The organism is Desulfosarcina alkanivorans (assembly GCF_009688945.1).
GTDB lineage: Bacteria > Desulfobacterota > Desulfobacteria > Desulfobacterales > Desulfosarcinaceae > Desulfosarcina > Desulfosarcina alkanivorans.
Genome location: NZ_AP021874.1, coordinates 2,021,584 through 2,044,691, shown reverse-complemented (window position 1 = coordinate 2,044,691; position 23,108 = coordinate 2,021,584). Strand labels below are relative to the sequence as shown.

Annotated in this window: 22 protein-coding genes and 1 pseudogene; 7 read left to right on the top strand and 16 right to left on the bottom strand. The window is 60.3% G+C overall.

From position 1 onward, the window contains the following. Window positions 1-95 precede the first annotated feature (95 nt). Together DSCA_RS09015 and DSCA_RS09010 are read right to left on the bottom strand one after the other, a co-directional pair. Window positions 96-863, bottom strand: a complete 768-nt coding sequence (locus tag DSCA_RS09015) for an Lcl C-terminal domain-containing protein (RefSeq protein WP_155316115.1) — start codon at window positions 861-863, stop codon at window positions 96-98. Further along, window positions 853-1,143, bottom strand: coding sequence for a hypothetical protein (locus DSCA_RS09010; RefSeq protein WP_197904767.1), 291 nt, complete (start codon window positions 1,141-1,143; stop codon window positions 853-855). The genes DSCA_RS09015 and DSCA_RS09010 overlap by 11 nt, the downstream gene beginning before the upstream one ends. Before the next feature lie 216 nt (window positions 1,144-1,359). Between DSCA_RS09010 and DSCA_RS09005 the strand changes: the two genes are divergently transcribed. Both DSCA_RS09005 and DSCA_RS09000 read left to right on the top strand, forming a co-directional pair. After that, a complete protein-coding gene (locus DSCA_RS09005; RefSeq protein ID WP_155316114.1) occupies window positions 1,360-2,079 on the top strand; it encodes a response regulator transcription factor in 720 nt (239 codons plus the stop codon). Continuing rightward, window positions 2,076-3,530, top strand: a complete 1,455-nt coding sequence (locus tag DSCA_RS09000) for a sensor histidine kinase (protein WP_155316113.1) — start codon at window positions 2,076-2,078, stop codon at window positions 3,528-3,530. The genes DSCA_RS09005 and DSCA_RS09000 overlap by 4 nt, the downstream gene beginning before the upstream one ends. Before the next feature lie 361 nt (window positions 3,531-3,891). Here DSCA_RS09000 and DSCA_RS08995 read toward each other — a convergent pair whose 3' ends face one another. The 14 genes and pseudogenes from DSCA_RS08995 to DSCA_RS08935 form a co-directional block, all read right to left on the bottom strand. Next, window positions 3,892-4,911, bottom strand: coding sequence for a GNAT family N-acetyltransferase (locus tag DSCA_RS08995; protein ID WP_231716423.1), 1,020 nt, complete (start codon window positions 4,909-4,911; stop codon window positions 3,892-3,894). Between the two features lie 85 nt (window positions 4,912-4,996). Next, a pseudogene (locus DSCA_RS32480) lies at window positions 4,997-5,353 on the bottom strand (GNAT family N-acetyltransferase); the annotation flags it as partial. Between the two features lie 461 nt (window positions 5,354-5,814). Further along, the gene (locus DSCA_RS08990; RefSeq protein ID WP_155316112.1) at window positions 5,815-7,020 is read right to left on the bottom strand and encodes a threonine synthase; all 1,206 of its coding nucleotides are present in this window, start codon (window positions 7,018-7,020) and stop codon (window positions 5,815-5,817) included. Between the two features lie 21 nt (window positions 7,021-7,041). After that, on the bottom strand, window positions 7,042-7,437 hold the full coding sequence (locus DSCA_RS08985; RefSeq protein WP_155316111.1) for a RidA family protein: 396 nt from the start codon (window positions 7,435-7,437) through the stop codon (window positions 7,042-7,044). Between the two features lie 118 nt (window positions 7,438-7,555). Then, window positions 7,556-8,344: an ABC transporter ATP-binding protein gene (locus tag DSCA_RS08980; RefSeq protein ID WP_155316110.1), complete on the bottom strand. Its 789-nt coding sequence runs from the start codon at window positions 8,342-8,344 to the stop codon at window positions 7,556-7,558. Then, window positions 8,320-9,177, bottom strand: coding sequence for an ABC transporter permease (locus tag DSCA_RS08975; RefSeq protein WP_155316109.1), 858 nt, complete (start codon window positions 9,175-9,177; stop codon window positions 8,320-8,322). Before DSCA_RS08975 ends, DSCA_RS08980 begins: the two co-directional genes overlap by 25 nt. A 5-nt stretch (window positions 9,178-9,182) precedes the next feature. Next, the gene (locus DSCA_RS08970; RefSeq protein WP_155316108.1) at window positions 9,183-9,968 is read right to left on the bottom strand and encodes an ABC transporter permease; all 786 of its coding nucleotides are present in this window, start codon (window positions 9,966-9,968) and stop codon (window positions 9,183-9,185) included. Window positions 9,969-10,067: 99 nt separating this feature from the next. Beyond that, complete coding sequence (locus DSCA_RS08965) at window positions 10,068-11,150, bottom strand: ABC transporter substrate-binding protein (protein ID WP_155316107.1); 1,083 nt, start codon at window positions 11,148-11,150, stop codon at window positions 10,068-10,070. Window positions 11,151-11,314: 164 nt separating this feature from the next. After that, window positions 11,315-12,070 carry an ABC transporter ATP-binding protein gene (locus DSCA_RS08960; RefSeq protein ID WP_155316106.1) on the bottom strand — a complete coding sequence of 252 codons (756 nt, stop codon included), beginning with the start codon at window positions 12,068-12,070 and terminating at the stop codon, window positions 11,315-11,317. Between the two features lie 20 nt (window positions 12,071-12,090). After that, a complete protein-coding gene (locus tag DSCA_RS08955; RefSeq protein WP_155316105.1) occupies window positions 12,091-13,329 on the bottom strand; it encodes a DegT/DnrJ/EryC1/StrS family aminotransferase in 1,239 nt (412 codons plus the stop codon). Window positions 13,330-13,387: 58 nt separating this feature from the next. Next, window positions 13,388-14,701, bottom strand: coding sequence for a histidinol dehydrogenase (gene hisD / locus DSCA_RS08950; protein ID WP_155316104.1), 1,314 nt, complete (start codon window positions 14,699-14,701; stop codon window positions 13,388-13,390). 825 nt (window positions 14,702-15,526) lie between these two features. Next, window positions 15,527-16,441, bottom strand: a complete 915-nt coding sequence (locus DSCA_RS08945; protein WP_155316103.1) for a 3-hydroxyacyl-CoA dehydrogenase — start codon at window positions 16,439-16,441, stop codon at window positions 15,527-15,529. Then, window positions 16,438-17,451, bottom strand: a complete 1,014-nt coding sequence (locus tag DSCA_RS08940; RefSeq protein WP_155316102.1) for an electron transfer flavoprotein subunit alpha/FixB family protein — start codon at window positions 17,449-17,451, stop codon at window positions 16,438-16,440. The genes DSCA_RS08945 and DSCA_RS08940 overlap by 4 nt, the downstream gene beginning before the upstream one ends. A gap of 27 nt (window positions 17,452-17,478) precedes the next feature. Then, entirely contained in the window at window positions 17,479-18,258 is a 780-nt protein-coding gene (locus DSCA_RS08935; protein ID WP_155316101.1) for an electron transfer flavoprotein subunit beta/FixA family protein, read from the bottom strand. Between the two features lie 177 nt (window positions 18,259-18,435). Between DSCA_RS08935 and DSCA_RS08930 the strand changes: the two genes are divergently transcribed. From DSCA_RS08930 to DSCA_RS08910, 5 genes are all read left to right on the top strand, one after another. Next, a complete protein-coding gene (locus tag DSCA_RS08930) occupies window positions 18,436-19,146 on the top strand; it encodes a histidine phosphatase family protein (protein ID WP_167527680.1) in 711 nt (236 codons plus the stop codon). A 54-nt stretch (window positions 19,147-19,200) separates the two neighbouring features. Further along, on the top strand, window positions 19,201-20,403 hold the full coding sequence (locus tag DSCA_RS08925; protein WP_155316099.1) for an acyl-CoA dehydrogenase family protein: 1,203 nt from the start codon (window positions 19,201-19,203) through the stop codon (window positions 20,401-20,403). A gap of 141 nt (window positions 20,404-20,544) precedes the next feature. Beyond that, window positions 20,545-21,258 (top strand): TetR/AcrR family transcriptional regulator, encoded by a 714-nt coding sequence (locus tag DSCA_RS08920; protein WP_155316098.1) that lies wholly within the window; start codon window positions 20,545-20,547, stop codon window positions 21,256-21,258. After that, window positions 21,245-22,312, top strand: a complete 1,068-nt coding sequence (locus tag DSCA_RS08915) for a phosphotransferase family protein (protein ID WP_155316097.1) — start codon at window positions 21,245-21,247, stop codon at window positions 22,310-22,312. Before DSCA_RS08920 ends, DSCA_RS08915 begins: the two co-directional genes overlap by 14 nt. Window positions 22,313-22,324: 12 nt before the next feature. Next, the gene (locus DSCA_RS08910) at window positions 22,325-23,083 is read left to right on the top strand and encodes an SDR family oxidoreductase (protein ID WP_155316096.1); all 759 of its coding nucleotides are present in this window, start codon (window positions 22,325-22,327) and stop codon (window positions 23,081-23,083) included. The last annotated feature ends 25 nt before the right edge of the window (window positions 23,084-23,108 follow it).

The following is a 23,108-nucleotide window of genomic DNA, read 5'->3' as shown; positions in this document are numbered from 1 at the left end:
TCGCTTCTGTGGTTAAATCGTGTCTGTCCGGAAAATGGCTGGTCGCCAAAGAGGCGCCCCGCCGCATGAGCGGGGGGTGACTGCGGGGAAAACGGCTAATCCGCGTCGCGCACCAGGCGGACATAATTATAATTCCGTTCGCCGCCTTCACCCAATGCACCGCCTTCGACCTTGGTGTCGAAGCGCACCGCACCGGCTCCGTGCGTATCGGCGCCATCATTGTCAACCGCCGTTCCAAAGGCCACATACCAGGCATAGTAATATTCGGGGCTCTCCGTACCGAAATAGGCGCTGGTGCTCGACCAGAAGTAACCGTAGTCCGGACTGTAGTCGGTCGTCCCGGGCGCCAGTTCGGAGACCTCGAAGTAGTCCGTGTCCAGATAAGGCCATCCCAGTGAAAAGTTGCTGATCGAGAACAGCTCCTTGGTAGAGGGAATGCGCCAGTCGTCATGGCCACCCAACGTCAGCGACTCGCAGTAGGCCTGGGCCTCCGCATAACTCAAGCCGGTATTGGCCGGCGTCTGCTGCCAGGTCAATCCGGTCACCTCGTCTGTCACCGTTCCATCGCCATTGTCGGTATAACGGGCCTGGTTGCCGGCAGACTGGGCATCCTGACCGTAGAAGGCATCGCCGGGTGCCGGGCAGGTAATTTCGTTCCCATTGGCGTCGTAACAGGCCGTCTGGCCCGTATCGACGATCGCATAGCCCGTCGCCTCTTCGCTGCTGGTCGCATCGTCGCCGGAACTGTCGCTGTCCGAAGATCCGCTGCCGCAGCCGGCGAACAGCAGCACGATCAGCAGTATCAGAATGACTGTTTTCGGAATCCCCCGCATGGTTTTCTTCTCACTGCAGCTAATCGTCATTGTCGTTCCGGCCCCGGTGCCCCCCCGGAGGCGGATTGTCCGGGCGCAGGACCAGGCGGTCGCCTTCCCACTCGCAGGTACCGGTGACCGTATCGCCGCGCGGGCTCACGAATTCTGCCGCATCCCCTTCGGACTTATCTTCACAGGCGGTATAGGCCTCGGGGGGCGGGCCGTGATGCCCTCTGCGCTCCTGGGCCGCGGCATCATGACCGAATGCCCCAAAGGCGATAAGGACGCCCAGCAGAGCGACAGCGATGGATGATTGCTTGATGACCTTCATTTTGGCTCTCCTTTGGAATGAATGATGCGGTAGTCACTTTCTTACCGGTTGTGGGCCGAACCTAACCGACGGATGTAAAGTTTTTTTGTCGCTGGTGGTCAAAATTGTAAAGATTATGTAAAGTGGATTGCCCCGGGTGTCGCTGAAGGGGTAGGACGTGACGTTCAATCCGATTATAAAAGGCAGGATGCAGTGACGAATCAAGACAACCTATCAATGCCCGCGAGTAAAATCCTGATTGTAGACGACGACCGGAAGCTGTGCCGGCTGATGGCGGATTATCTGGAGCCCATGGGCTATTCGGTCGAAGCGGCCCACAACGGGGTCCAGGGGCTGGAAATGATTATGGCGGGAGACTATCAGGCGGTGATTCTCGACGTCATGATGCCCCAGATGGACGGGCTGGAAGTCCTGAAACAGCTGCGCCGGGAATCCGATGTGCCGGTGCTGATGCTTACGGCCAGGGGAGACGAGACCGACCGGATCGTGGGGCTTGAAATGGGGGCCGACGATTATCTGCCCAAGACCTTCTCTTCCCGGGAGCTGCTGGCCCGCCTGCGGGCCGTCACCCGCCGGCATGCGAGAACCGGCTCCCAATCCGCATCCAGGGATCAGAACAGCCGGCTGGTGTTCGAAGACCTGGAGATCGATGAAGATTCCAGAAGCGCCCGGCTGGGGGCTGCCAGGCTTGAGCTGACGCCTTTAGAATACGACCTGCTGGCCTGCCTGGCTAAGTCCGCCGGCCGGGTGCTGTCGCGGGACCAGCTTCTGGATGCCGTCGCCGGCAGGGATTTCGAGGCTTTCGACCGTTCCGTGGACGTCCATATTTCCTCCCTGCGCCGTAAACTGGGCGAGGGGCCCCGCAACCCCCGGTTCATCCAGACGGTTCGATCCGTCGGCTATCTGTTCAAGAAACCGGAGGAGCCGGAATCATGAGGCCGGCCTCGTCTCTGTTTACCAAGATTCTGGCCTGGTTCTTCCTGAACATCGTACTGGTGGCCGCGGTGCTGGGACTGTTTTTCGTCTTCCAGTCGAAGATGGACCTGCTGTCGATTCTGGGGCAGCAGGGAGCCAACCGATTGCGAACCGCCGGGATGTTGATTGCCCATGACCTGACCCGGGTGCCGTCCTCCGACTGGTCCGCCATACTTGGACGGCACGCAGCCGTTCACCAGGTCGATTTTACACTTGTGCTTGGAAACGGCAGGTATTATTCGTCTGCAAAAGGCGCACTTCCCGGAACGGTCATGGCCAGGGTTGCAGACGCCATGCAGGACGAGCGACCCAAAAGGATGCATCCGCCTGTTCACCAACGCCATGATCCACCACCGCCCGCAAGAGACCACAGGCCCCATCTGATGATGCAAACCCAGAACCCGACCCGCTACTGGGCCGGGGTCAGGATTCCATTGCCGCCGGCGCCGCCGGGTCCCCCGCAGGCCGCCTTCCTGTTTGCCGTATCGGAATCGTTAACGGGCAACGGCTTTTTTTTCGATCCGGTGCCGTGGCTGACCGCCACCGCAACGGTTATTCTGATTTCGGTGCTGTTCTGGATTCCGATGGTCCGCAGTATTACCCGGCCATTGGCCCGCATGACCCGCGCAACTGAAAAAATTGCCAGAGGGCAGTTTGACGTATCCGTTCATGAACCCCGGGCCGATGAGATCGGAAGGCTGGCAAGCACAATCCGCCACATGGCCGGCCGGCTCTCCGCGTTCGTAACCGGCCAGAAACGGTTTCTGGGAGATGTGGCCCACGAGTTGGGATCTCCCATCGCCCGGATCCAGTTCGGCCTCGGCGCCCTGGAGCAGCGCGTCGAAGAAAAGAGCCGGCGGCGGGTCCGGGACGTGCTGGAGGATGTCGAACACCTGACCCGGCTGGTCAATGAACTGCTGGCGTTCTCGCGGGCCGATCTCAAAGCGGATACGGTCCGTCTGGAAACGGTCGACCTGCTTCCGATCGTTGAGACGGCGGTCAAACGGGAGCGGACAGCGTCCGCCAGGGTTGACATCGATATCGATCCGCGAATCCGCGTGATCGCATTGGAAGAACTTCTCGTTCGGGCACTGGCCAATCTGTTGAGGAATGCAGTCAAGTATGCCGGCGGTGCAGGTCCGATAACCATAGCCGCCGCAAGGAAAAACAGCCATGTCGAGATTGAAGTCCGGGATACAGGCCCGGGTGTTCCCGACGATATGCTGGATCAGCTTTTCGAGCCTTTTTTTCGTCCTGAGACATCACGGGATCGGGATGCGGGGGGCGTCGGTCTCGGACTGGCGATTGTGAAAACCTGTGTTGAAACATGCAACGGCGCTGTCTCGGCTGCGAATTTCGAACCCGTGGGCTTTGCGGTTAAAATCATTTTAAACAGCCGGAAGAAGGCGTAAAGAAGAAAGGACCGGCTATCACGCGAAAAACGGGTTGACGAAAACGGCAGCCTTCTTGCCATCCGCCAAAAATATAGGAATGCATCCCAAACATCTGCAGTCAAGGGGAAGGGCGGTGCCGCTGCCGGTTTCACCCCATCCAGACTGGCCGTTTTATGTTAAAATACCCCCATTCCAATCGATGTGTGCGCACGGGAAAGATACCACCCGGTCCTGTCTGGTGCGGCTGGTCCTGCTGGATGGCAGGCCGTTTTTTTGCACGGCGGCTCCGGATCGGCATTTGCTCCAGGTTGGTCCAGACCGGCTGACGGGAATCCGCCGTGGTCTGCTGCCAACCTCGTGAGCGGGCGATCCGGGGCCGCTAAAAGTCCATCGTCAGCCGATTGACGCCGCCAACCCGTTGGGTCTTCATGTTCCAGCCCATTTTTTTTAAAACGTGGTGCATCTTTGTGTTTTCAGTCAACACGTCCGCAGTAAATCCTTTCAAATGCCTCTCTTGGGCAAAGCGCGACAGCATTCTACAGAGGTAAGTCCCGACGCCGACATGCTGATAGGCTTCATCGACCATGATCGACAATTCGGCATAAGGATCCTGAAGACTGAGCCGGTCAAAACGGGCCTCTGCAACAATGCGGTCACAGTCAGGGGCATCGGGCAGCCCGATCAGCGAAAGGGAATGGCGGTAGTCGACGTTGACGTACTCCTGGATATCCGAGTGAAACATGGTTTTGATGGGATAGAAATACCGGTACTCTACCGACTTGTCGGAGAGCCGGTAGAAAAGCTGGCGCATATTCTCCTCGTCGGAGGGTTTAAGAGCCCGAAAACGAACCTCGATGTTTTCCCTGAAGGTCTGTTGGAATCCTATTTCAGCCGGATAGAGATGCGCACTTTCCGATAGAAAGATCTGATCCGGGTAGAGGATTTTTCTTCTCTTCGCCTCTGCCACCAAACCGGCCCGGTCATCCGGGTGGGCGATATCGATCAGCGACTGTGCGCGTTCCCGGACGGAACGGCCCTTCATGTTGACCGATCCATATTCCGTCACCACCGTGGTGACCGATTCCCACAAGCTGAACTGGTTGGGGCGTTTCCGGACCGAAATCAAGATGTTGGGCTTTCCCTCCCGGTTGCGGCTGGTCAGCGCAAAAATGGCCCGGCCGCCTTTGGACGTCAGCGCGCCATTGAAAAAATCGACCATTTCACTGGGGCCTGAGCCCACATTGCCTGTCCCGGTATGCAGGGTGAGCCGCCCCGAGAGGTCTATTTCGCGGGCCGGCAGGACGGAAACGACCTTCGGCGTCCGGCTGATATGAATGGGGTTGAACACCTGGTCGATGCTTCGAAATTCCACCAGGGGATTGTGGTCCAGCCACTGCATGAGCTTTTTCGTGCCGATGGCGTAGGATGTCAGGGATCTGCCTGTTGATTTCACCCACCACCAGGGTCGCCTGGTCGATGGCCGGCAGGGCCACATCCGCACAGACCCCCAGGCTGGAAAAGCCCGCTTCGTTCGGCGGCGTGATCTGGACAAAGGCCACATCGATGGGAATCTGCCCGGACTCGAATACCGCCGGAATCTGGTAATAGCGGCTGGGGATGAAATCGGCAAACCCTTCGGAAACGGCTTCACGGGCTTCCCATCCACTGAAAAAGGTTTTCAGGCGATATTTATTCGAGTGCCGCGCCGTTACCTCGATCGCTTCTCCGAGGCCAACCAGCTGAAACAGTTCCAGGTCCAACAGGTTGCCGGCGTCCGATTCCTTTAAATGCCTGACCAGCGTCAACGGTTCTGACACACCGGTGCCGATGAAGATCCTCATTCCCGGCTTGATTCTCTCCAGCACCTGATCCGGGGTTGAGGTGTGGCCCTTCCAGGTTGAGCCGGACCTGCGCTTCAAAGAAAACCCTCTCTTTCCCATGTGATCTTTACGGGTTATGGCTTTGGAATGTTGATTTTCGGCCCGATCGATCAGGGCTTCACCGGATCATTGCGGTTGATCCTGTTGGCTTTCGATTTTCAAGATTCCGATGCGCCCTCAAGGCGTCGGTCAACGGAAGGCGGTTTGCCGCCCTGATCGCCACACTACCACTGTCCGGCGCATCAAACAAGTTTTGCGATGCCCGTGCAATCCAGGTGCGGTCCGCCGTAAAGTGGAATAGAATCGGGCGGGTTCATCGAAACCCCGCCTCGCATGCTCACCCGCTGAGCAAACCAGTCCGGCCTCAATCCCTTGGGGCGGCCCCCATTTTCGACCGCTTTAAGGTCGCTTCAGCTGGCGTCTCAACTTTTGGGCAAGGTGTCGCCCGGCTCCAATACAGGGGGGGCGACCCGGACGGTTTCGGGATATTTCAACCCGGTCCCGGTGTTAAGCAGCACGACCTTTTCCTCGGGCCGGATCCAGCCGGTACGGGCCAGTTCCATGGCGGCGCTGAGGGTGGCCGCCCCTTCCGGGCAGACAAAGGTCCCCTCACAGGCGGCCAGCAGTTCTTCGGCCCTGAGGATGTCGTCGTCACTCACGGCCACCGCGCACCCATCGGTTTGGTAAATGGCATCCAGGACCAGAAAATCGCCGAGGGCTTTGGGCACGGTGATGCCGAAGGCCAGTGTGTTGGCCCCTTCCCAGAACGCGGATTCGCTCTCTTTTTTCTCCCAGGCGCTGACAATGGGGGCACACCCCGTGCTTTGCACCGCCACCAGGCGCGGCAATTTTCCCTCGATCCATCCCATGGCCTCGAGCTCCTGAAGCGCCTTGTAAATGCCGATGATACCCACGCCCCCACCGGTGGGATAGAGGATGACATCGGGAAGTCTCCAGCCGAATTGTTCAGCGATCTCCAGGCCCATGGTTTTTTTGCCTTCGATTCGGTAGGGCTCCTTGAGGGTGGAGGCGTCGAACCAGCCATGCTCGGCCACGGCCGAGGCCACAATCTTACCGGCATCGCTGATCAGCCCGTCCACCAGATACAGGGAGGCGCCGGCGATGGCGCATTCGCCCCGGGGAATAGGCGGGGCGTCTTTGGGCATTACAATCACCGCTTCGATGCCGGCGGGGGCGCAATAGGCTGCCCATGCCGCCCCGGCGTTGCCGTTGGTGGGCATTGCCAGCACTTTGATGCCAAGTTCCTTGGCTCTGGAAACCCCGACAGCGGCACCACGGGCCTTAAAGGTGCCGGTGGGGATGATGCCCTCGTCTTTCATGTACAAGTTGGGCATATGGACTTTCCTGCCCAACTGATTGAGATGCAGCAGGGGGGTCATCCCTTCGCCTAAACAAACGATATTGTCGCGGTTCCTGACCGGCAGCAGTTCCCGGTAGCGCCACAGGTCGGCATTTCGCGGGATCAGATCCGCCTTGGTGACCGCCCGTTTAACCTTGTCCAGGTCATATCGCACCAGAAGCGGTGAGCCGCAGTCACACAATTGAACCGCGGCCTCGCTTTCGTATGTTCGGTTGCATTTCGGACATTCCAGATGGGTGACAAACATGGTTTCGCGTCCTTTTCTCTGTCAGGGTTGCAGCAACGCCACGGCTTCGACTTCGAATCGGGCGTTTTTGGGCAGGCAGGAAACCTCCACACAGGCGCGGGCCGGGGCGTCGGCAGGGAAAAATTTTCCGTACACCTCGTTGATCTGGGGAAAGTCATCCATGTCGGCGATAAACAACGTGGTTTTGATGACATTTTCCAATGAACTGCCGGCCTCGATCAAGATCGCCTTGAGATTCATCAAGGCCTGGCGGGTTTCGTCCCGGATAGTCGAGGTGATCAGTTCCCCCGTGGCCGGCACGATGGCCAGTTGCCCGGATACAAACACCAGGGTGTCGGTTTTCACGGCCTGCGAGTAGGGCCCGATGGCCCCCGGGGCCTGGTCGGTGCTCACGGTGGCAAGGTTTGACGATCGCATACTCCAACCTCCTTTACGTTTATGGCATGTCTTTGCGGTGCAGGGCAATCACGCCGGTTTCCAGCCCATGGGACCGGCGAGGCCGCTTTTTTCACGGCCTCGTGCCGAACGCCCATGCTTACAGGGTCAATTCCGTTGCGTCGGTGATCCGGCGCCTGAGTTCCAGAAATTTCAGGTCGGCATGTTCCCGGGGGCGGGGCAGATCGACCGGATACACCGCGTCCATGGTTCCCGGGAGCTTGCCTTTCAAGGTGACGATGCGGTCACCGACATAGATGGCCTCATCGATATTATTGGTTACAAAAAGGACGGTGCGCTTGTCCTGCTCCCATATCCGCACCACCTCCTGTTCCATGAGATAGCGGGTCTGGGCATCCAGCTGACCGAACGGCTCATCCAGAAGAAGCACTTCGGGAATGTTCACGTAAGCCCTGGCGATACCCACCCGCTGTTTCATGCCGCCGCTGAGTTGGTGGGGAAAGGCGTCCTGAAACCCGTCCAGCCCGACCAGTTTGATGTAATGATCGGCCAGTTCCCGCCTTTCTTTTTTGGGCATCCCCTTGAACTTGGGCCCCATCTCCACATTGCCCCGGACCGTCCGCCACGGGAACAGGCTGTAGGTCTGGAAGACCATGGCACGATCCGGACCCGGGCCCTGGGGGGTCTCGTTGTTCAGCAGGACCGAGCCGCTGCTGGGGGTTTCCAAACCGGCCAGTATCCGCAGCAGGGTCGATTTTCCGGACTGGCCCGGACCCAGGAGCACCAGGAATTCATTCTCCCGCACATCGAGATCGATGCCCTCCAGTACATGGACCTTCTGGGTGTTTTTTTGGATAAAGGTCTTGCAGATGTTTTCGCAGTGAATTTTACTGGCGGCAGCATTCAATTCGGCATCTCCCTTTTCCATGGGCAAATCAGTTTTTCCAGATAGGTCATCAGCACGCTCAGCCCCCAGGCCGTCAAGGCGATCACGGCCATGCCGGCGATGATCATGGGCGGCTTGCACAAATTCATCCCCAGAATGACGATAAACCCCATGCCGGAGCGGGCCCCGACCAGTTCGGCGGCCAGAACGCAGGTCCAGGCGATGCTCAGCGAAATCTGGAGCCCGGCGAAGATCGCCGGCACCGAGGCAAAGAAGCCGACCTCGAGAATCTGCTGCCGGCGGTTGGCGCCCAGCATCCTGGCCGCATCATAAAGGGCCGGGTCGATGAGCCGGATGCCGTTGTAGGCGTTGAGGATGCAGGGGACGAAACTGCCGATGGCAATGATGAAAATCTTGGATGTCTCCCCCATGCCGAACCACAAAATGGACAGGGATATCCAGGAAATCGGCGGCATCGGCTTGAGCAGGTCGAACACCGGTTTGACGATGGCGTTCACGTAGCGGTTCAGACCCATGAACACGCCCAGGGGGACGGCGATGGCCACGGCGATGGCCCAACCGATAAGCACCCGGCTGAGGCTGGCCCACAGGTGCTGGAACAAGGTTTTGGATGCGAGTTTTTTGAACATCAGCACCCATATCTGCTCAATGACCGTATGGGGTCGGGGAAGAAATTTTCCCAGGATGTCGTAAAGGGCGCACAGGTCCCACACCAGGAGGAAAAGAACGATGGACAGCACATAAAGGCCGTAGCGGTTCTTCAGCGGCCAGGCGAGGGCGTCGAGGGCGCGGCGGATCCGGTCGTTGCCTTTGACGGTATCCGTCGACAGGACTGCAGCGTGTTCATGATTCACCGTCGTTACCTCCGTATCCCGGCCAACAGCCGTTTTTCGATGAGGTCCACCACAATGCCGATAACGAATCCGGTCAGGCCGACCATCATCATGCCGAGCACCACCATGTCCGGCCGGACCAGGCGCCGGCCCATGGTGATGAGAAAACCGAGCCCGGTGTCGGCGGCGATCAACTCGGCAGCCACCAGCGTCGTCCAGCAGGCGGCCAGGGCGATCTGCAAGGCACCGAAAACCATCGGCAAGGCGGAAGGAATACAAATCTGATAGAAGATCTGCCATTTGGTCGCCCCGTAAGTCCGGGCCATCTGAATCAGGGTCGGGTTGGTCAGCTTCACCCCGGTAAAGGAATTGATCACGCAGGGAACGATGCCCGACAGCCAGATGATGAAGACCTTGCCCGACATGCCAATGCCGAACCAGAAAATCGTCAAGGGTATCCAGGCCACGGCCGGAATGGGACGGATCATCTCGAACAGGGGCCGGGCCAGGCCCTCGATGGTGTAAAACCAGCCCATGAGCAATCCCAGCGGGACCCCGAAGGCCAGCGCCAGCATGTAACCGTAGACCGCCTCCTGAAGGCTGACCCAGGTATGGGTGACCAGCAGCGCGCCATCCGGTTTGGTCTGGTACAGCTTGACCACCAGCAGTTTGACCACGTCCGTCGGCGTCGCCAGAAAGACCCGCGGCACGATGCCCACATCCACGATCACCTGCCACGCGCCGAAAAACAGCGCGACGCTGGCAAAGGGCAATATTTTGAGTATGTATTTCCGGGTGCTGGCGTTTGCCATGGTTGCCGCCTTTCTCCTGCCCCGGCCGCGACCTTCGGGCCGGGGGCGTTTCCGGCCCGCGGCGCCGCCGTCAAGCGGCACCGCGGCCGGCCGTTACCCCTACTTTTCTTCGGCGATCATCTTCAGGAACTTGCCGTTGATGAAATGGCCGTTGACCACCTTGTCCATCTCGGCCCGGGTGAATTTGCCCTGCTTGACGAAAAAGTCCGAACTGCCCCTGATCCACTTGTCCATTTCCGACGGCCCGTGGCTGTCGTCGAAAAGGGCGAGCTGCTCCTCGAGCGAATAGACGGTGTGGTTTTCGATGTCCATGCCCGCGTCTTTCACCGACAATTCCTGTCCGGCCCAGTCGTTGAGGAATTTGACGAAGGCCGGGGCGAGCTGGGCACCCTCTGCCTTGAGCCGGTCGATGCCCTTGAGATAGACTTTCAGGGCCTTGGCCACCTGATCCGGGTGCTGGTCGGCGAATTGCTTGGAGACCACCACGAAGTTGGCCTGGTTGGCCCCTTTCTGGGAGTCCATGTTGGCGATGACCCAGCCTTTGGACAAGGCGGTGTACATGAACGGCGCCCAGAGCACCACGGCGTCACCGATGCCCGCGTCGTAGGCGGCCAGCGCCTGGCCCTGGTCCATGTTTTTTACCACGATGTCACTTTCCGTCAGCCCGATCCGTTTGAGCCAGGTGGCCAGGGCGTAGTGACCGGACGACACGGTGGTCACCAGCACCGTCTTGCCCCGCACGGTTTCGGCGGAACCCAAGGTCTCGGGAAAGTATTTGTTGACCCCTTTGGCGGTCAGGATGGGACTGCCCGGCCGCACCATGACCGAGTTGGAGGTGGAGTCGTCGTTGGAGATGGCAATGGCGTAGGCATCGTGGCGCAGGGCCGCCACCAGCCAGGGCACCGCGCCCATGCCGCCCAAAACGGTGCGTCCGGCGGGCAGCGCCTCGACCACGGCCATACCCGAATCGAAATAGGTCAGCTTTTTGCCCAGGTCGATTCCTTCGTCATGGAACCAGCCGTTCTGGATGCCCATCCAGACCGGGAAGGTGGCCAGTTCCGGCAGCCAGCCGGTGTTCAGGGCAACGGTCTTGCTTTTGGAAAATGCCGGGCCCGGTACCAGGAAAACGGCCAGCGCCAGAACCAGGACGATCCATTTTGTTGCCAAGCGGTTTTTTCTCATCTTCTTCTCCTTTGCAATGCGGTTGGGCTCCCCGTTCGGGGAGGTGTATGCGCGCTGCACCTTTGGTCGTAACGCGCTTTGTTTGTCGGATTGGGTCCATCTTTCGGGACTCGCCCCGGCAGGGGTCACCGGGCCGGCGACCCGCCTCCTGCCGGTGGAAGCGGTTACCACCAGCGGATCATGTCGGTCACCTCTTTGCGGATCCTTATGAAGTCTGGGTCCAGATAGTCGCGGGGGCGGGGCAGGTCGACCCGGATGTCTCCTTTGATGGTGGTCGGCTTGTTGCTCAGCACCAGGATCCGTTCGGCCAGGTAGACCGCCTCTTCGATGTTGTGGGTCACGAAGATCACCGTGGCTTTGAGCTTCTGCCACAGCCGGATCAACTCGTCTTCCAGGTAGTAGCGCAGCTTGATGTCGAGCTGGCCGTAAGGCTCGTCCATGAGCAGCAGGTCCGGGTCGGTGGCAAAGGCCCGGGCCACGGCGATGCGCTGTTCCATGCTGGCCGAAATCTGGTTGGGGTAGAGATCCGCGCAGTCGGCCAGCCCCACCAGGTCGAGAATCCGGTCGAGCCGTTCGTTTTTCTCCTTTTGGGGCACGTGTTTGACTTCCATGCCGTAGGCCACGTTGTCCCGAACCTTGCGCCAGGGCAAACTGGTGGGCTCCTGGAACACGTAGGCGATGTTGTGGGTGCGCGGATCGGCCGGCTCTCCGTTGATCCAGATGTCGCCGGCGGTGGCCGGGATGAGTTTGCTGAGCGTGTTCATGAAGGTGGTCTTGCCGCATCCGGTCGGGCCGACGATGCTCACCAGTTCGCCCCGGTCGATGTTGAAAGAGATATCGTTCAGGACCACCAGCTCGTCGAACGCCTTGGTCAGGTTGCGAACTTCGATGTATTGGGCGGTGCCGCTTGCTTCGGCCATGGCTTATCCCCCGGGCTGGGTTAGGGCTGAATAGGTTCCCCGCCGGTTCCGACGATGGCGCCGATGACGTCCTGGATGATCCGGGCGATGAGACGGCAGTCCTCGAGGGAAAACGTCAGCGGAATCCGAAAGTCGCACATGAAATCGAGGACCCTGCGGGTGGCGGGCAGATCGGGCATGTCCTGTATGTAGGCCCAACTGTCAAAGGAACTGGTGAACCCGTTGGGCTCGGACCATCCGAACCATTTGATCTCCACCCCCCGTTCGGCGCATCCGGCCAGGAAGTTCTCGACCTGCCCGCGGTTGACCCCTTGGAGCGTAAACTGGATGGAACTGCCCACATAGGCTTCCCGGCGGTCCCGTACGGGCACCTGCACGTGGTCGATGGCGTTGAGCGCGGTTTCCAGCAGGCGGTAGCGTTCGTTCCATCGCCGGCACTGGGTGTCGAGTCTGCGGAGCTGGGGACGGAGCAGGGCGGCACGTAAATTGTCCATACGCATGCTGAAGTTGGGGATGATCGTCTTGTACTTGTCGAAGACCGCCATTGACGGCCGGCTGACATGGCGCTCATAGAGCATGTAGGAGCCGGAAAAGAGGATGGCCCGGGCCATCACGTCGTCGTCATCGGTGACCAGCAGCCCGCCTTCCCCGGAATTCATGTGCTTGTAGGTCTGGGTGCTGTAACAGGCGACGGCGCCGAAGGTGCCGCTGCGTTTTCCGTCCCAGCGGGCGCCCATGGTGTGGGCGCAGTCTTCGATGAGAACCAGGCCGTGGCGGCGGCAGGCCGCCATGATCCGGTCCATGTCGGCGATGTGCCCCCGCATGTGGGATAGCAGGAAGAAGCGGGCGCCGCTCCCGGCGGCTTTGCGATCCAGGTCGTCCAGATCGATGGTGTAGTCGTCGGTGATTTCCACCAGGATGGTCCGGCCGCCGGCATTTTCGATGGCCCCGGGCACCGGCGCCAGGGTGTAGGCGTTGCACAGCACGGCGTCGCCGGGGCGGACGCCGGCGCTTTCCAAGGCCAGGTAGATGGCGCTGCCGCAGGAGGCGCAGGCCAGGCAATAACGGGTGCCCATATAAGCGGCGAACTCGGTTTCCAGCAGGGCGGCCTCGGCGGTTTCCCCGGCGGCGGTGTTGTACCGATGCAGCCGGCCGCTTTCCATGATGGCCACCGCCCGGCGGACGCTTTCCTCAGGCAGCGGTTCCTGCCGGGTGAACTCTTTGGTAAAAACCAATGGGTCGGAACATTCCACATCCATATCCTCTCCTTGGGCGGCGGCCCCGTCCGGACCGCCGCCTGAAATCCTTTTCTCAGGCTCAGTTCGCCGGCGGTGTATAAACCTCGAAATCAAAGGACTCGTCCGGGAAGTATTTTCGCAGCCGGACATCGGCGGCCCGGGCATGCCCCTCCATGCCTTCGATGCGGGAGATACGCGAGGCCACCGCGCCGATTTTCAGATTGGCCGCTTCGGTCAGTTTCTGGTAGGTAACGGTTTTGATGAATTTCCCGACGCTCAATCCGCCCGAATAACGGGCCGCCTTCTTGGTGGGCAAAATGTGGTTGGTGCCCGACGTCTTGTCTCCGTATGGAACCGTGCAGGCTTCGCCGAGAAATAACGAACCGTAGTTGGTCAAGTTGTTTACCCACCAGTCAAGGTCTTCCGCAATGACCTGCACGTGCTCGGCGGCGTACACGTCGTTGACTTCGGCCATCTCTTCGCGATCCGCGCAGAGCACCACTTCGCCGTAGTCCCGCCAGGCAGCCTCTGCGACCTCAGGGTTGGGCAAGTCGCCGATGACCTTGGGCATCCACTCGAGGACGGCTTGGCCCACGGTTTTCGAATCCGTGACCAGCCAGACCGGGGAATCGTAGCCATGTTCCGCCTGGCTCATCAGATCCATGGCGACGATATAGGGATCCGCAGTCCGGTCGGCCAGAATGAGCGATTCCGTCGGACCGGCGAACACGTCGATGCCGATCTGCCCGAAAAGAATTCGTTTGGCTTCGGCTACGAACCGGTTGCCCGGGCCCACGATCACATCCGCCGGGTGGCCCGTGAAATGCCCATAGGCCAGGGCCGCGATGGCATGGGCACCGCCCATCATCATGAACACATCGGGCTTGCACAGGGATACCGCATAGAGAATGGCCGGATTGATGGTCAATCCGTCGTGGGACGGTGAAATGGCCGTCACAAAAGGGACACCGGCCGCTTTGGCGGTGGCGATGCTCATGATGGCCGAGGCGGCATGGGCAAACCGACCTCCGGGAATATAACAGCCTGCACAATTGCACGGAATCAACCGCTGGCCCAGCGTCACACCGGGATAGATTTCCGTCTCGAACTCTTTCATGCTTTCCCGCTGTTGGACGGCGAACCCGTAAACCTGATCGTAGGCGAACGTTAAGTCCTCCTTGAGCTGATCGGGTATCGCGGCGCCCTGGGTTTCGATTTCCTCCGGGGACAATATCAGTTTGCCGCTCCAATTCTCGAATTTTGCACCGTAGTGGCGGCGAAACGCCTCTTCTCCGTTTTCACGAACATCCTTCAGGATCCCTTCGACGATTTCCTGTGTTTCCCGTTCATCGGTTTCCGGTGTTTTTGCGGCTTTTTTCAAATATGAACTCATCTCTGGTCTCCTCCTTCTGCTCACATGCATTGTTTAAAACACGTCCGAATTCAACCCTGTAAAAAAAGAAAAATTGCCCTCCAATCTCCTCATGGTTCCTTTTTTCGGCCAACTAAAGCCGATTAGAAATTGTGGCGTTGATGGAACAAAAGGCAGAATGCATGCCACCAGCGGAAAGAAATTATCCGGCGTTTTTCAGGGCGGTTGCCGATTCTCAGCGTGAGGACGGATCGGGTATAGAAAAAAAACTTTTTCCATTCTGGAAAATTATCCGACACGGGCGCGGCTATCCTGCCGTTTCCTGTTTCCTTCATCGTTCATTGACTGTTAGTTCTGCTCGATCCGGCGGTATAGAAAGGCCCTTCGAGTCGGGGAATCCTCATTGGCAGCCGGTTCTCTGAATTGGGGACCTTATGGGGCGGTAAGCAGAAACGGCCCGGCAAACCCGATGGCAGCAGGCTGGTGGGAGAGATTTCCAATACACGCGTTTTCTTTTTTTCTTCGGTGGGCGCGCTGTGGGGACCTGCATCCCGTTTCAATCGGGATGCTGATTTTCGGGTGGGGATGGAACTGCTCGAGGCGATATGGATTTGAACCGCATTCGCAGCTGCTGATGGCTGCTACACGAAAAACGGGTTGACCCAAAAGACAGTTTTCCTGCGAGAACATGTCACCGGCCTGAAATGGGACGACGCCCCATCTGTTGTGGCGAGTCTGAACGCCGGCAGTGATATCTGTCACGCCATATCGGCGGGGCGGCGGCGTCTTGAGATGCCGGCCGTGAATGGCAATGACAGATCGCATCACCCTTCAGCCCGGTCTCTTCTACTTTCCGGTTTTTTGTTTGAGAAAGCCGGGCTGCCTGAACGCCGGGGACGGGTAGTCGTAAAACCCGGCACCGCATTTTGCCCCCAGCCTGCCCTGGTCCACCCGGCGCTTCAAAAAGGCGGCATTGGCCTCGCCCTGCGGCTCCCTGGTGGCCCTGGCCCAGTAGTCGGTGACCTTCCACACCGTGTCCACGCCCACACTGTCCATCATGCCGAAGGGCCCCATGGGGGCCTGAAGCACTCCCATCCAGGCCCGGTCGATGTCCTCGACGGCGGCCACCCGGTTGGATGCCAGGGTCAGCGCACTCTTGAACAGGTCGCTGAGCATGGCGTTGAACACGTAGCCGAAATTCTCACGTTCCAATACGATGACGGTCTGCTGCAGGCGCTCGGCAAAGGCCCGGATCAGGGCCACCGAATCGGCCGACGTGCCCGGGTGGGGCATCACATCCACGACATCGGTGAGCAGAATATCGTGAAAGTGGAATGCAAGGAAGCGATCCGGCCGCCCGGTGGCCTCGGCGAACATGGAGGGGACCAGGGTGGACGTGTTGGTCGTGAACACCGTTCGCTGCGGGCACAGGCGGTTGAATGTCGAGAAGACCTCGCCCTTGAGTTCGGGGTCCTCCGGCACCGATTCGGTGACGATGTCGACGTCGACGGCGGCGGAAACGGCATCGTCGGTATAGGAGATACGATTTAAAATCGCCGGTGCGTCTTCGGCATCGATTCGGCCGTTTTTGATGAAGCCCCGGACCAGGCGGTCCACGCGCCCGCGCGCCCTGTCGAGCATGTCCGGCGCCTTGTCGTAGATCCTCACTTCAAACCCGTGAACGGCGCATAAAAAACCGATTTGATGCCCCATGGTTCCTGCGCCGAGGGCCAGAATCCGTTTTACCTGATCAATTTTCATAACCGTCTTCCTTTATCTGTCATTTTCTCATACTGTTCCCGCAACGCCGGCAGGAACCGGCCGAGGTCCTCGATGACTGCATAATGGGCCACCTTCAGCATGGCCGCATCGGGATCCGTGTTGATGGCCACGATGGTCTGGGACGTTCGCATGCCGGCCAGATGCTGGGGGGCGCCCGAGATGCCGCAGGCCAGATAAAGGGCCGGCGCCACCGTGCGCCCCGTCTCACCGACCTGACGGGAATGGGGCAGCCAGCCCAGGTCGCACGCGCCCCGTGATCCGGCGACGGCGGCGCTCTTAAACATGGCGGCCACGGTGTCGAGCAGGCCTGCCTGTTCAGGTGTTCCCAGGCCGCGTCCGCCGGCCACGACGACCTGAGCCTTCTTCAGGGCCTGGTCCGCCTCCTTTCGTCGATCGATGCGCCGGGGAATGGCACCGGGATCCGTGTCCGGCAGGCGCCGGATCGCCACCGGCAGCGGGACATCAGGCACCGCCGTCGGCATCGAGGGGGAGCCTGTGCCCGGCATGATCGTCATGACCAGCGGCGTGGTGCCGACAGACACCGTCCGGCAGAGCTTGCCGCCGAAAATCGACCGTTTCAGCTCAAAATGGCCGTTTTTTTCAGCGATGGCTTCAACGGCGGTAACGCAGGGTACGTTGAGCCGCCATGACAGGGTGGCCGCAGCCTGGCAGGCGCGCATGGTGTGAGGGAAGCAGACGGCCCGGGGCGCGTATTCGTCAACCAGACCCGCGACCCCTGAAGCGGTCATGGACGGGTTGGGAAAGCGGCAGCGCGCATGCTCCAGCACGATGACGGATATGCCGGCAGACGCGGACCAGGTGCGTGCCGGCTCGTCACTCCCGTATCCGGTCAGCACGCCGACCGGACGGCCTCCCAGCCGTTCTGCCAGCTTGAGGGCCTGTTTGCCCAGATCCCCGGAACCGGCCGAGAGGCGGCCATCGATGGTTTCTCCGACCATCAGAACGGTGCCGCGGTCACTGCTTTGCATTCTGTGCACTCCTGTTCCTGCCGATCCTTATTTCAACCATCCCTTTTCGTTAAACACGTGCAGCAATGTGTCTGCCTTCTCGACGAGCGTCCCTTCGATGACCCGGCAGGTGGATGCCCTTTGCGGACAGGCCACACGCAATCCTTCCACGGGTGGAAACCGGTCCTCCGTTTCGTCCGGGACGACCCGCACGATCGGCTGGCGGCGGGATCGCAGGGTGTTCGACAGGGACGGGTAGCGGGGAACCTGGCGTCCGGTCTGAACGGTGACCAGCGCCGGCATGGTCAGTTGGACGATTTCAGCCATCCCGCCTTCCATCTCGCAGGCTGCGGTAATGCTGCCGGCCGGCAGGTCCGGGATGAGTTCCACCGCAGCCACGGCGCAGGGCAGGCCGAGCGCGGCAGCGATCATGGGGCCGGTGGTGCCGTTCATGTCGTCTTCGGACATGGCGCCGGCCAGGATCAGATCGTAGCGTTTGCCCTCGGCGAAGCGGGCAATGGCCTGCGCCGTGCGTTGCGCCGATCGACCGGCCGTGTCCATATCCAGGTGGATGCCCGTGTCGGCGCCCATGGCCAACGCGCGCCGGATGGTGTCCCGAACCCGTTCCGGTCCGGCCGACAGGGCAGCTACGGTGACATCCCCACAGGTCTCCCTGATCGTCAGGGCGGTCTCCAGGGCATGGGCGTCGTAATGGTTCATGTTCCAGGCGACAGCGGTTTCGTCGATCCACCCGCCGGCGATGGTCAGTGCTTCTCCGGCGGCGAGATCGGGTACCGTTTTGATACAGACCAGAATAGCGGTTGACATGGTTTCCTCACCGTTGGGTTATCCCGCTTAAATCATGAAATGCGGCCCGTGGCAATAGAAAAACGAGCGTTCGCTATATTTTTATTGACTTTGATCGCCCCTGGCCTGTACAAGACAGGCAATGGGCTGTCAGGCACAATGATTGATTTCCACGAACCGATTCGGGGACACCACTCCATGAGCACCTTGTATATGATCCGACACGGGCAGGCCTCCTTCGGGGCTGCGGACTATGATGACCTCTCTGCCGCGGGACGGCAGCAGGCCCGTCTGCTGGGCGATTTTTTTGTCCGGGCCGGCATCCGCTTCGATGCCTGCTGGTCGGGCACCCTGCGGCGACAGCGGCAGACGGCCGGAGAAGTCCGCGCACGGTGTCGGGATGCCGGGCAGGGGATGCCCGGCCCGACGGAAACGGCAGATTTAAACGAATACGACTATGAAGCGGTGCTGCGGGCGCTGATCCCGGTCATTCAGCAGGAAGACCCCGGGTTCATCAATGATGTGGGCAACATGCTGTCCGACCAGCGGGCTTTCCAAAAGGTGTTTGGCCGGGTGATGACCCGTTGGGCGTCCGGCCGGGATAACCTGGACGGCGTCCGCCCGTGGTCCGATTTTTCGGCCCGGGTGACCGGCGTCCTCGAGAATTTAATGTCGGCCGGTGACAGGGGCCGACAGGTGGCCGTATTTACCTCCGGCGGCCCGATCGCCGCCCAGGTGGGCCGGGTCATGGGCCTGGGTGCCGAAAAGACCATCTCCCTGTCCTGGCAGCTGGTCAATGCATCCCTTACCCGGTTTACCTTCAGCCGGGAGCGAATCACCCTGTCCACATTCAATGAATATGGCCATTTAAGCTTCAACGGTGGGGCCCGGCTGGTGACGTACCGGTAAGGCCGCCGTTTGACCACCAACCCCTTCAGACCCCGCAGTCAAAGGATGGATACGATGGATTTTACGATTTCGGAGAAAATGCATGTGATCCTGGAGATGATGGATGAGTTCGTGAACAAGGAACTGATTCCCCTGGAGCCGGAGTTCCTCAACCGGGAATTCGTGGATCTGCTCCCCGTTCTGGAGGAAAAGCGCCGGCTGGTCCGGCAGATGGAGCTGTGGGCACCCAACCATCCGAAGGAACTGGGCGGCATGGGCCTGGACCTGGTCGAGCACGCCCTGGTCTCCGAGGTGCTGGGACGAACCCCCATCGGCCACTACGTGTTCAACTGCCAGGCCCCCGATGCCGGCAATATCGAAATCCTCCACAAGTACGGCACCGCGGCCCAGAAGGATCGGTACCTGGGGCCCCTGGTGGCGGGACGGATCCGCAGCTGTTTTTCCATGACCGAGGTGGACATGCCGGGTTCCAATCCGGTCATGATGGAAACCACGGCCGAAAAAGACGGGGACGACTATGTCATCAACGGACAGAAATGGTACACCACCTCGGCCGATGGTGCCGCCGTTGCCATTGTCATGGCCGTGACCAATCCCGAGGCCTCCCCCTACCTGCGGGCCAGCATGATCCTGGTGCCCACCGACACACCCGGTTTCAACCTGGTGCGCAACATCCCGGTGATGGGCCACCGGGGAACCGATTACGCCTCCCACGCGGAAATTCTCTACCAGAACTGCCGGGTGCCCCGGGAGAACCTGCTGGGCCCCGAAGGACACGGTTTCGTCATTGCCCAGGATCGTCTGGGGCCCGGACGCATTCACCACTGCATGCGCTGGATCGGCATCGCCCAGCGCGCCTTCGACCTCATGTGCCGGCGGGCCAATACCCGTAAAATCTCGCCGGACGGACGAACCCTGGGCTCGAAGCAGATCATCCAGGCCTGGATCGCGGAGAGTGCCGCAGATATCCAGGCGGCACGGCTGATGACCCTGCATGCCGCCTGGAAGATCGAAAAGGAGGGCGCCAAGGCTGCCCGCCATGAGATCTCTTTCATCAAGTTCGTGGTCGCCAATACCCTCCAGCGGGTGGTGGACCGGGCGCTGCAGGTGCACGGCGGTTTGGGCATGACCGACGACACGGTGCTGGCTTATTTTTTCCGCCACGAACGTGCGGCGCGCATTTACGACGGGGCCGATGAGGTCCACAAAATGTCCGTGGCCCGGCACATCCTGCGGGCCCATGCCGAAAAGGGGTAGGGGCGGTTTCGGGGGATAGGGCTCTGGTATACGGTTTCACAGTTCACGGTTCCGGTTGATGGCTGCCGGGATGATTATGAGGTCGGAGGGATGAGGACAGTGGACGCCGGAATTGGGGGGTTGAGAGATTGAGGAATTGTAATGAATCTGAAGTCGTTTGAAACGCAGGTGGCGGTCTCCACCGAGGATATCTGCCGGGAGATTTTCCGGAACCGGTCGGGCTCCATCAGAATCAAAAAGGAGCGGGTGGCGGTCGGAAACCTGGTGAAGATTTTCAAGGCGACCCTCAAACTGGCAAACAACAAGGGGTTTCACGCCATGAGCCTGCGGGATCTGTGCGCGGAAAGCGGCATGTCCATGGGCGGTCTATACGCCTACTTTAAAAACAAGGAGGAACTGCTCACCCTCATCCAGGAGCAGGGCAGGGCCATCGTGGCCCGGGTGATGGGGGATCAGCTGTCCGGCATCGACGATGCGGACCGGGCGCTGGACGTGGCCGTCCGCAGCCACCTGTACCTGTCCGAGGTGCTGCAGCCCTGGTTTTTTTTCTCGTACATGGAGACCCGTTTTTTCAACGCCGCGGAGGGCAGGCGCGCCATAGACGGGGAATTGCAGACCGAAGGCATTTTCTCCGACATCCTGCAAAAAGGGATCGCCGGCGGGCAGTTTGCCATCGGCGACCCGCTGCTGGTGGCCGCGGCCATCAAGGCCCTGCTTCAGGACTGGTACCTGAAACGCTGGAAATACCGCCGGCGGAAGATTTCGGTCGAAGCCTACGCGGACTTTGTCCTTTCTTTGATCAGCGCATACGGCGCCGGAAAACACGCTAAAGGAGCCAACCATGGGGTCGCTTGATCAGGCCGGTGCGGTTCGTCAGGGGGAATCGCTGGACGCCGAAACGATCGTGGACCATCTGAGGAAAACGCTGCCCGGACTCGACGGACCGATAACGATACATCAGTTCCACAGCGGCTTCTCCAACCTGACCTACCTGATGACCGTCGGAAGCACCGAACTGGTGCTGCGCCGTCCCCCCTTCGGGAAGAAAGCCACGACGGCCCACGACATGGGCCGGGAATACCGGATCCTGCGCGCCCTGAAGCCGGTATTTCCCTATGTTCCCGAACCGCTGGCCTATTGCGACGATCCGGCGGTGATGGGGGTTCCGTTTTATGTGATGGCGCGCCTGCAGGGGGTCATCCTGAGAAAAGAACTGCCTGAAGGCCTGATGCTGGATGCCTCGGACACCGGCCGGCTGTGCCGGCAATGGGTGGATGTGCTGGGTGAGCTTCACCGGCTGGACTACCGGGGGTGCGGGCTGGCGGACCTGGGCAACCCGGACGGCTATGTGTCCCGGCAGGTCCACGGCTGGTCAGGGCGATTCCGGGATGCCCGCACCGATGACGTTCCCGATTTCGAACCGGTCATGGCCTGGCTGCATGCCGGCATGCCCGCAGACCATGACCGGCCGGCCCTGATTCACAACGATTTCAAGTTCGACAACGTGATCCTCGATCCCGCCGATCCCACCCGCATTACCGGTGTGCTCGACTGGGAGATGGCCACCGTCGGGGATCCGCTCATGGACCTGGGGGCCTCACTGGGCTACTGGGTCGAACCGGGTGACAGCGAGGAACTGAAATTGATCGGTACCCTGCCGACCCTGAGTCCGGGTATGCTGACCCGGCGGCAGATTGTTGCCCTGTATGAGAAAAAAACCGGAACGGCCATCGACCACTTTGCCTGGTACTATTGTTTCGGCCTGTTCCGCCTGGCGGTGATCGCCCAGCAGATTTATTACCGCTACTACCACGGCCAGACGACCGACGACCGCTTTCAGATGCTGGGGGCCGCCGTAGGGATCCTGGAAAAGGCGGCGGCAAGGGTCATGAAAACGGGAACGTATTGAGAGGAGATATTGATGGTATCATTTGATCTTAAAGGCCGCATCGTTCTGGTCACCGGGGCCAGCCGGGGCATCGGCCGGGCCGTTGCCGAAACGCTGGCCGATCAGGGGGCGGAGATCATCCTGGTGAGCCGCAAACTGGATCGCCTCGAAGCGGCCGCCGCTGAAATTCGAGAAAAAGGAGGCCGCGCGGCCGGTTTCGCATGCAACATGGGCAGCCTCCCGGATATTGACACCCTCTGCGAAGAGATTCGCAAGCGGTACGGCCGGCTGGACATCCTGGTGAACAATGCCGCCACCAACCCCTATTTCGGTGAGATGGCCGCCATCGATGAATCTGCCTGGGGGAAAACCCTGGACGTGAACCTGAAGGGGCCTTTTTTCATGATTCAGAAGACCATTCCCCTCATGCAGGCCGCCGGCGGGGGGGCGGTGGTGAACGTCTCCTCGGTCAACGGCATCCGGCCGGCGGCCTTTCAGGGCGTTTATTCCATCACCAAGGGGGCCCTGATTACCATGACCCGGGCCTTTGCCAAGGAGCTGGCGCCCCACCGGATCCGCGTCAATGCGCTGCTGCCGGGCTTCACCGATACCAATTTCTCATCGGTGCTGATGAACGACGAGGAAATTTACAAGATGGTGGTCGATCAGATTCCCCTCGGGCGCCATGCGGCCCCGGCCGAGATGACCGGTGCGGTGCTGTACCTGGTGTCCGAGGCGGCATCCTACACCACCGGCGCCTGCCTGACCTGCGACGGCGGCCTGCTGGCCTAGCGGATGCGGAGGTCCTGCCTTCGGC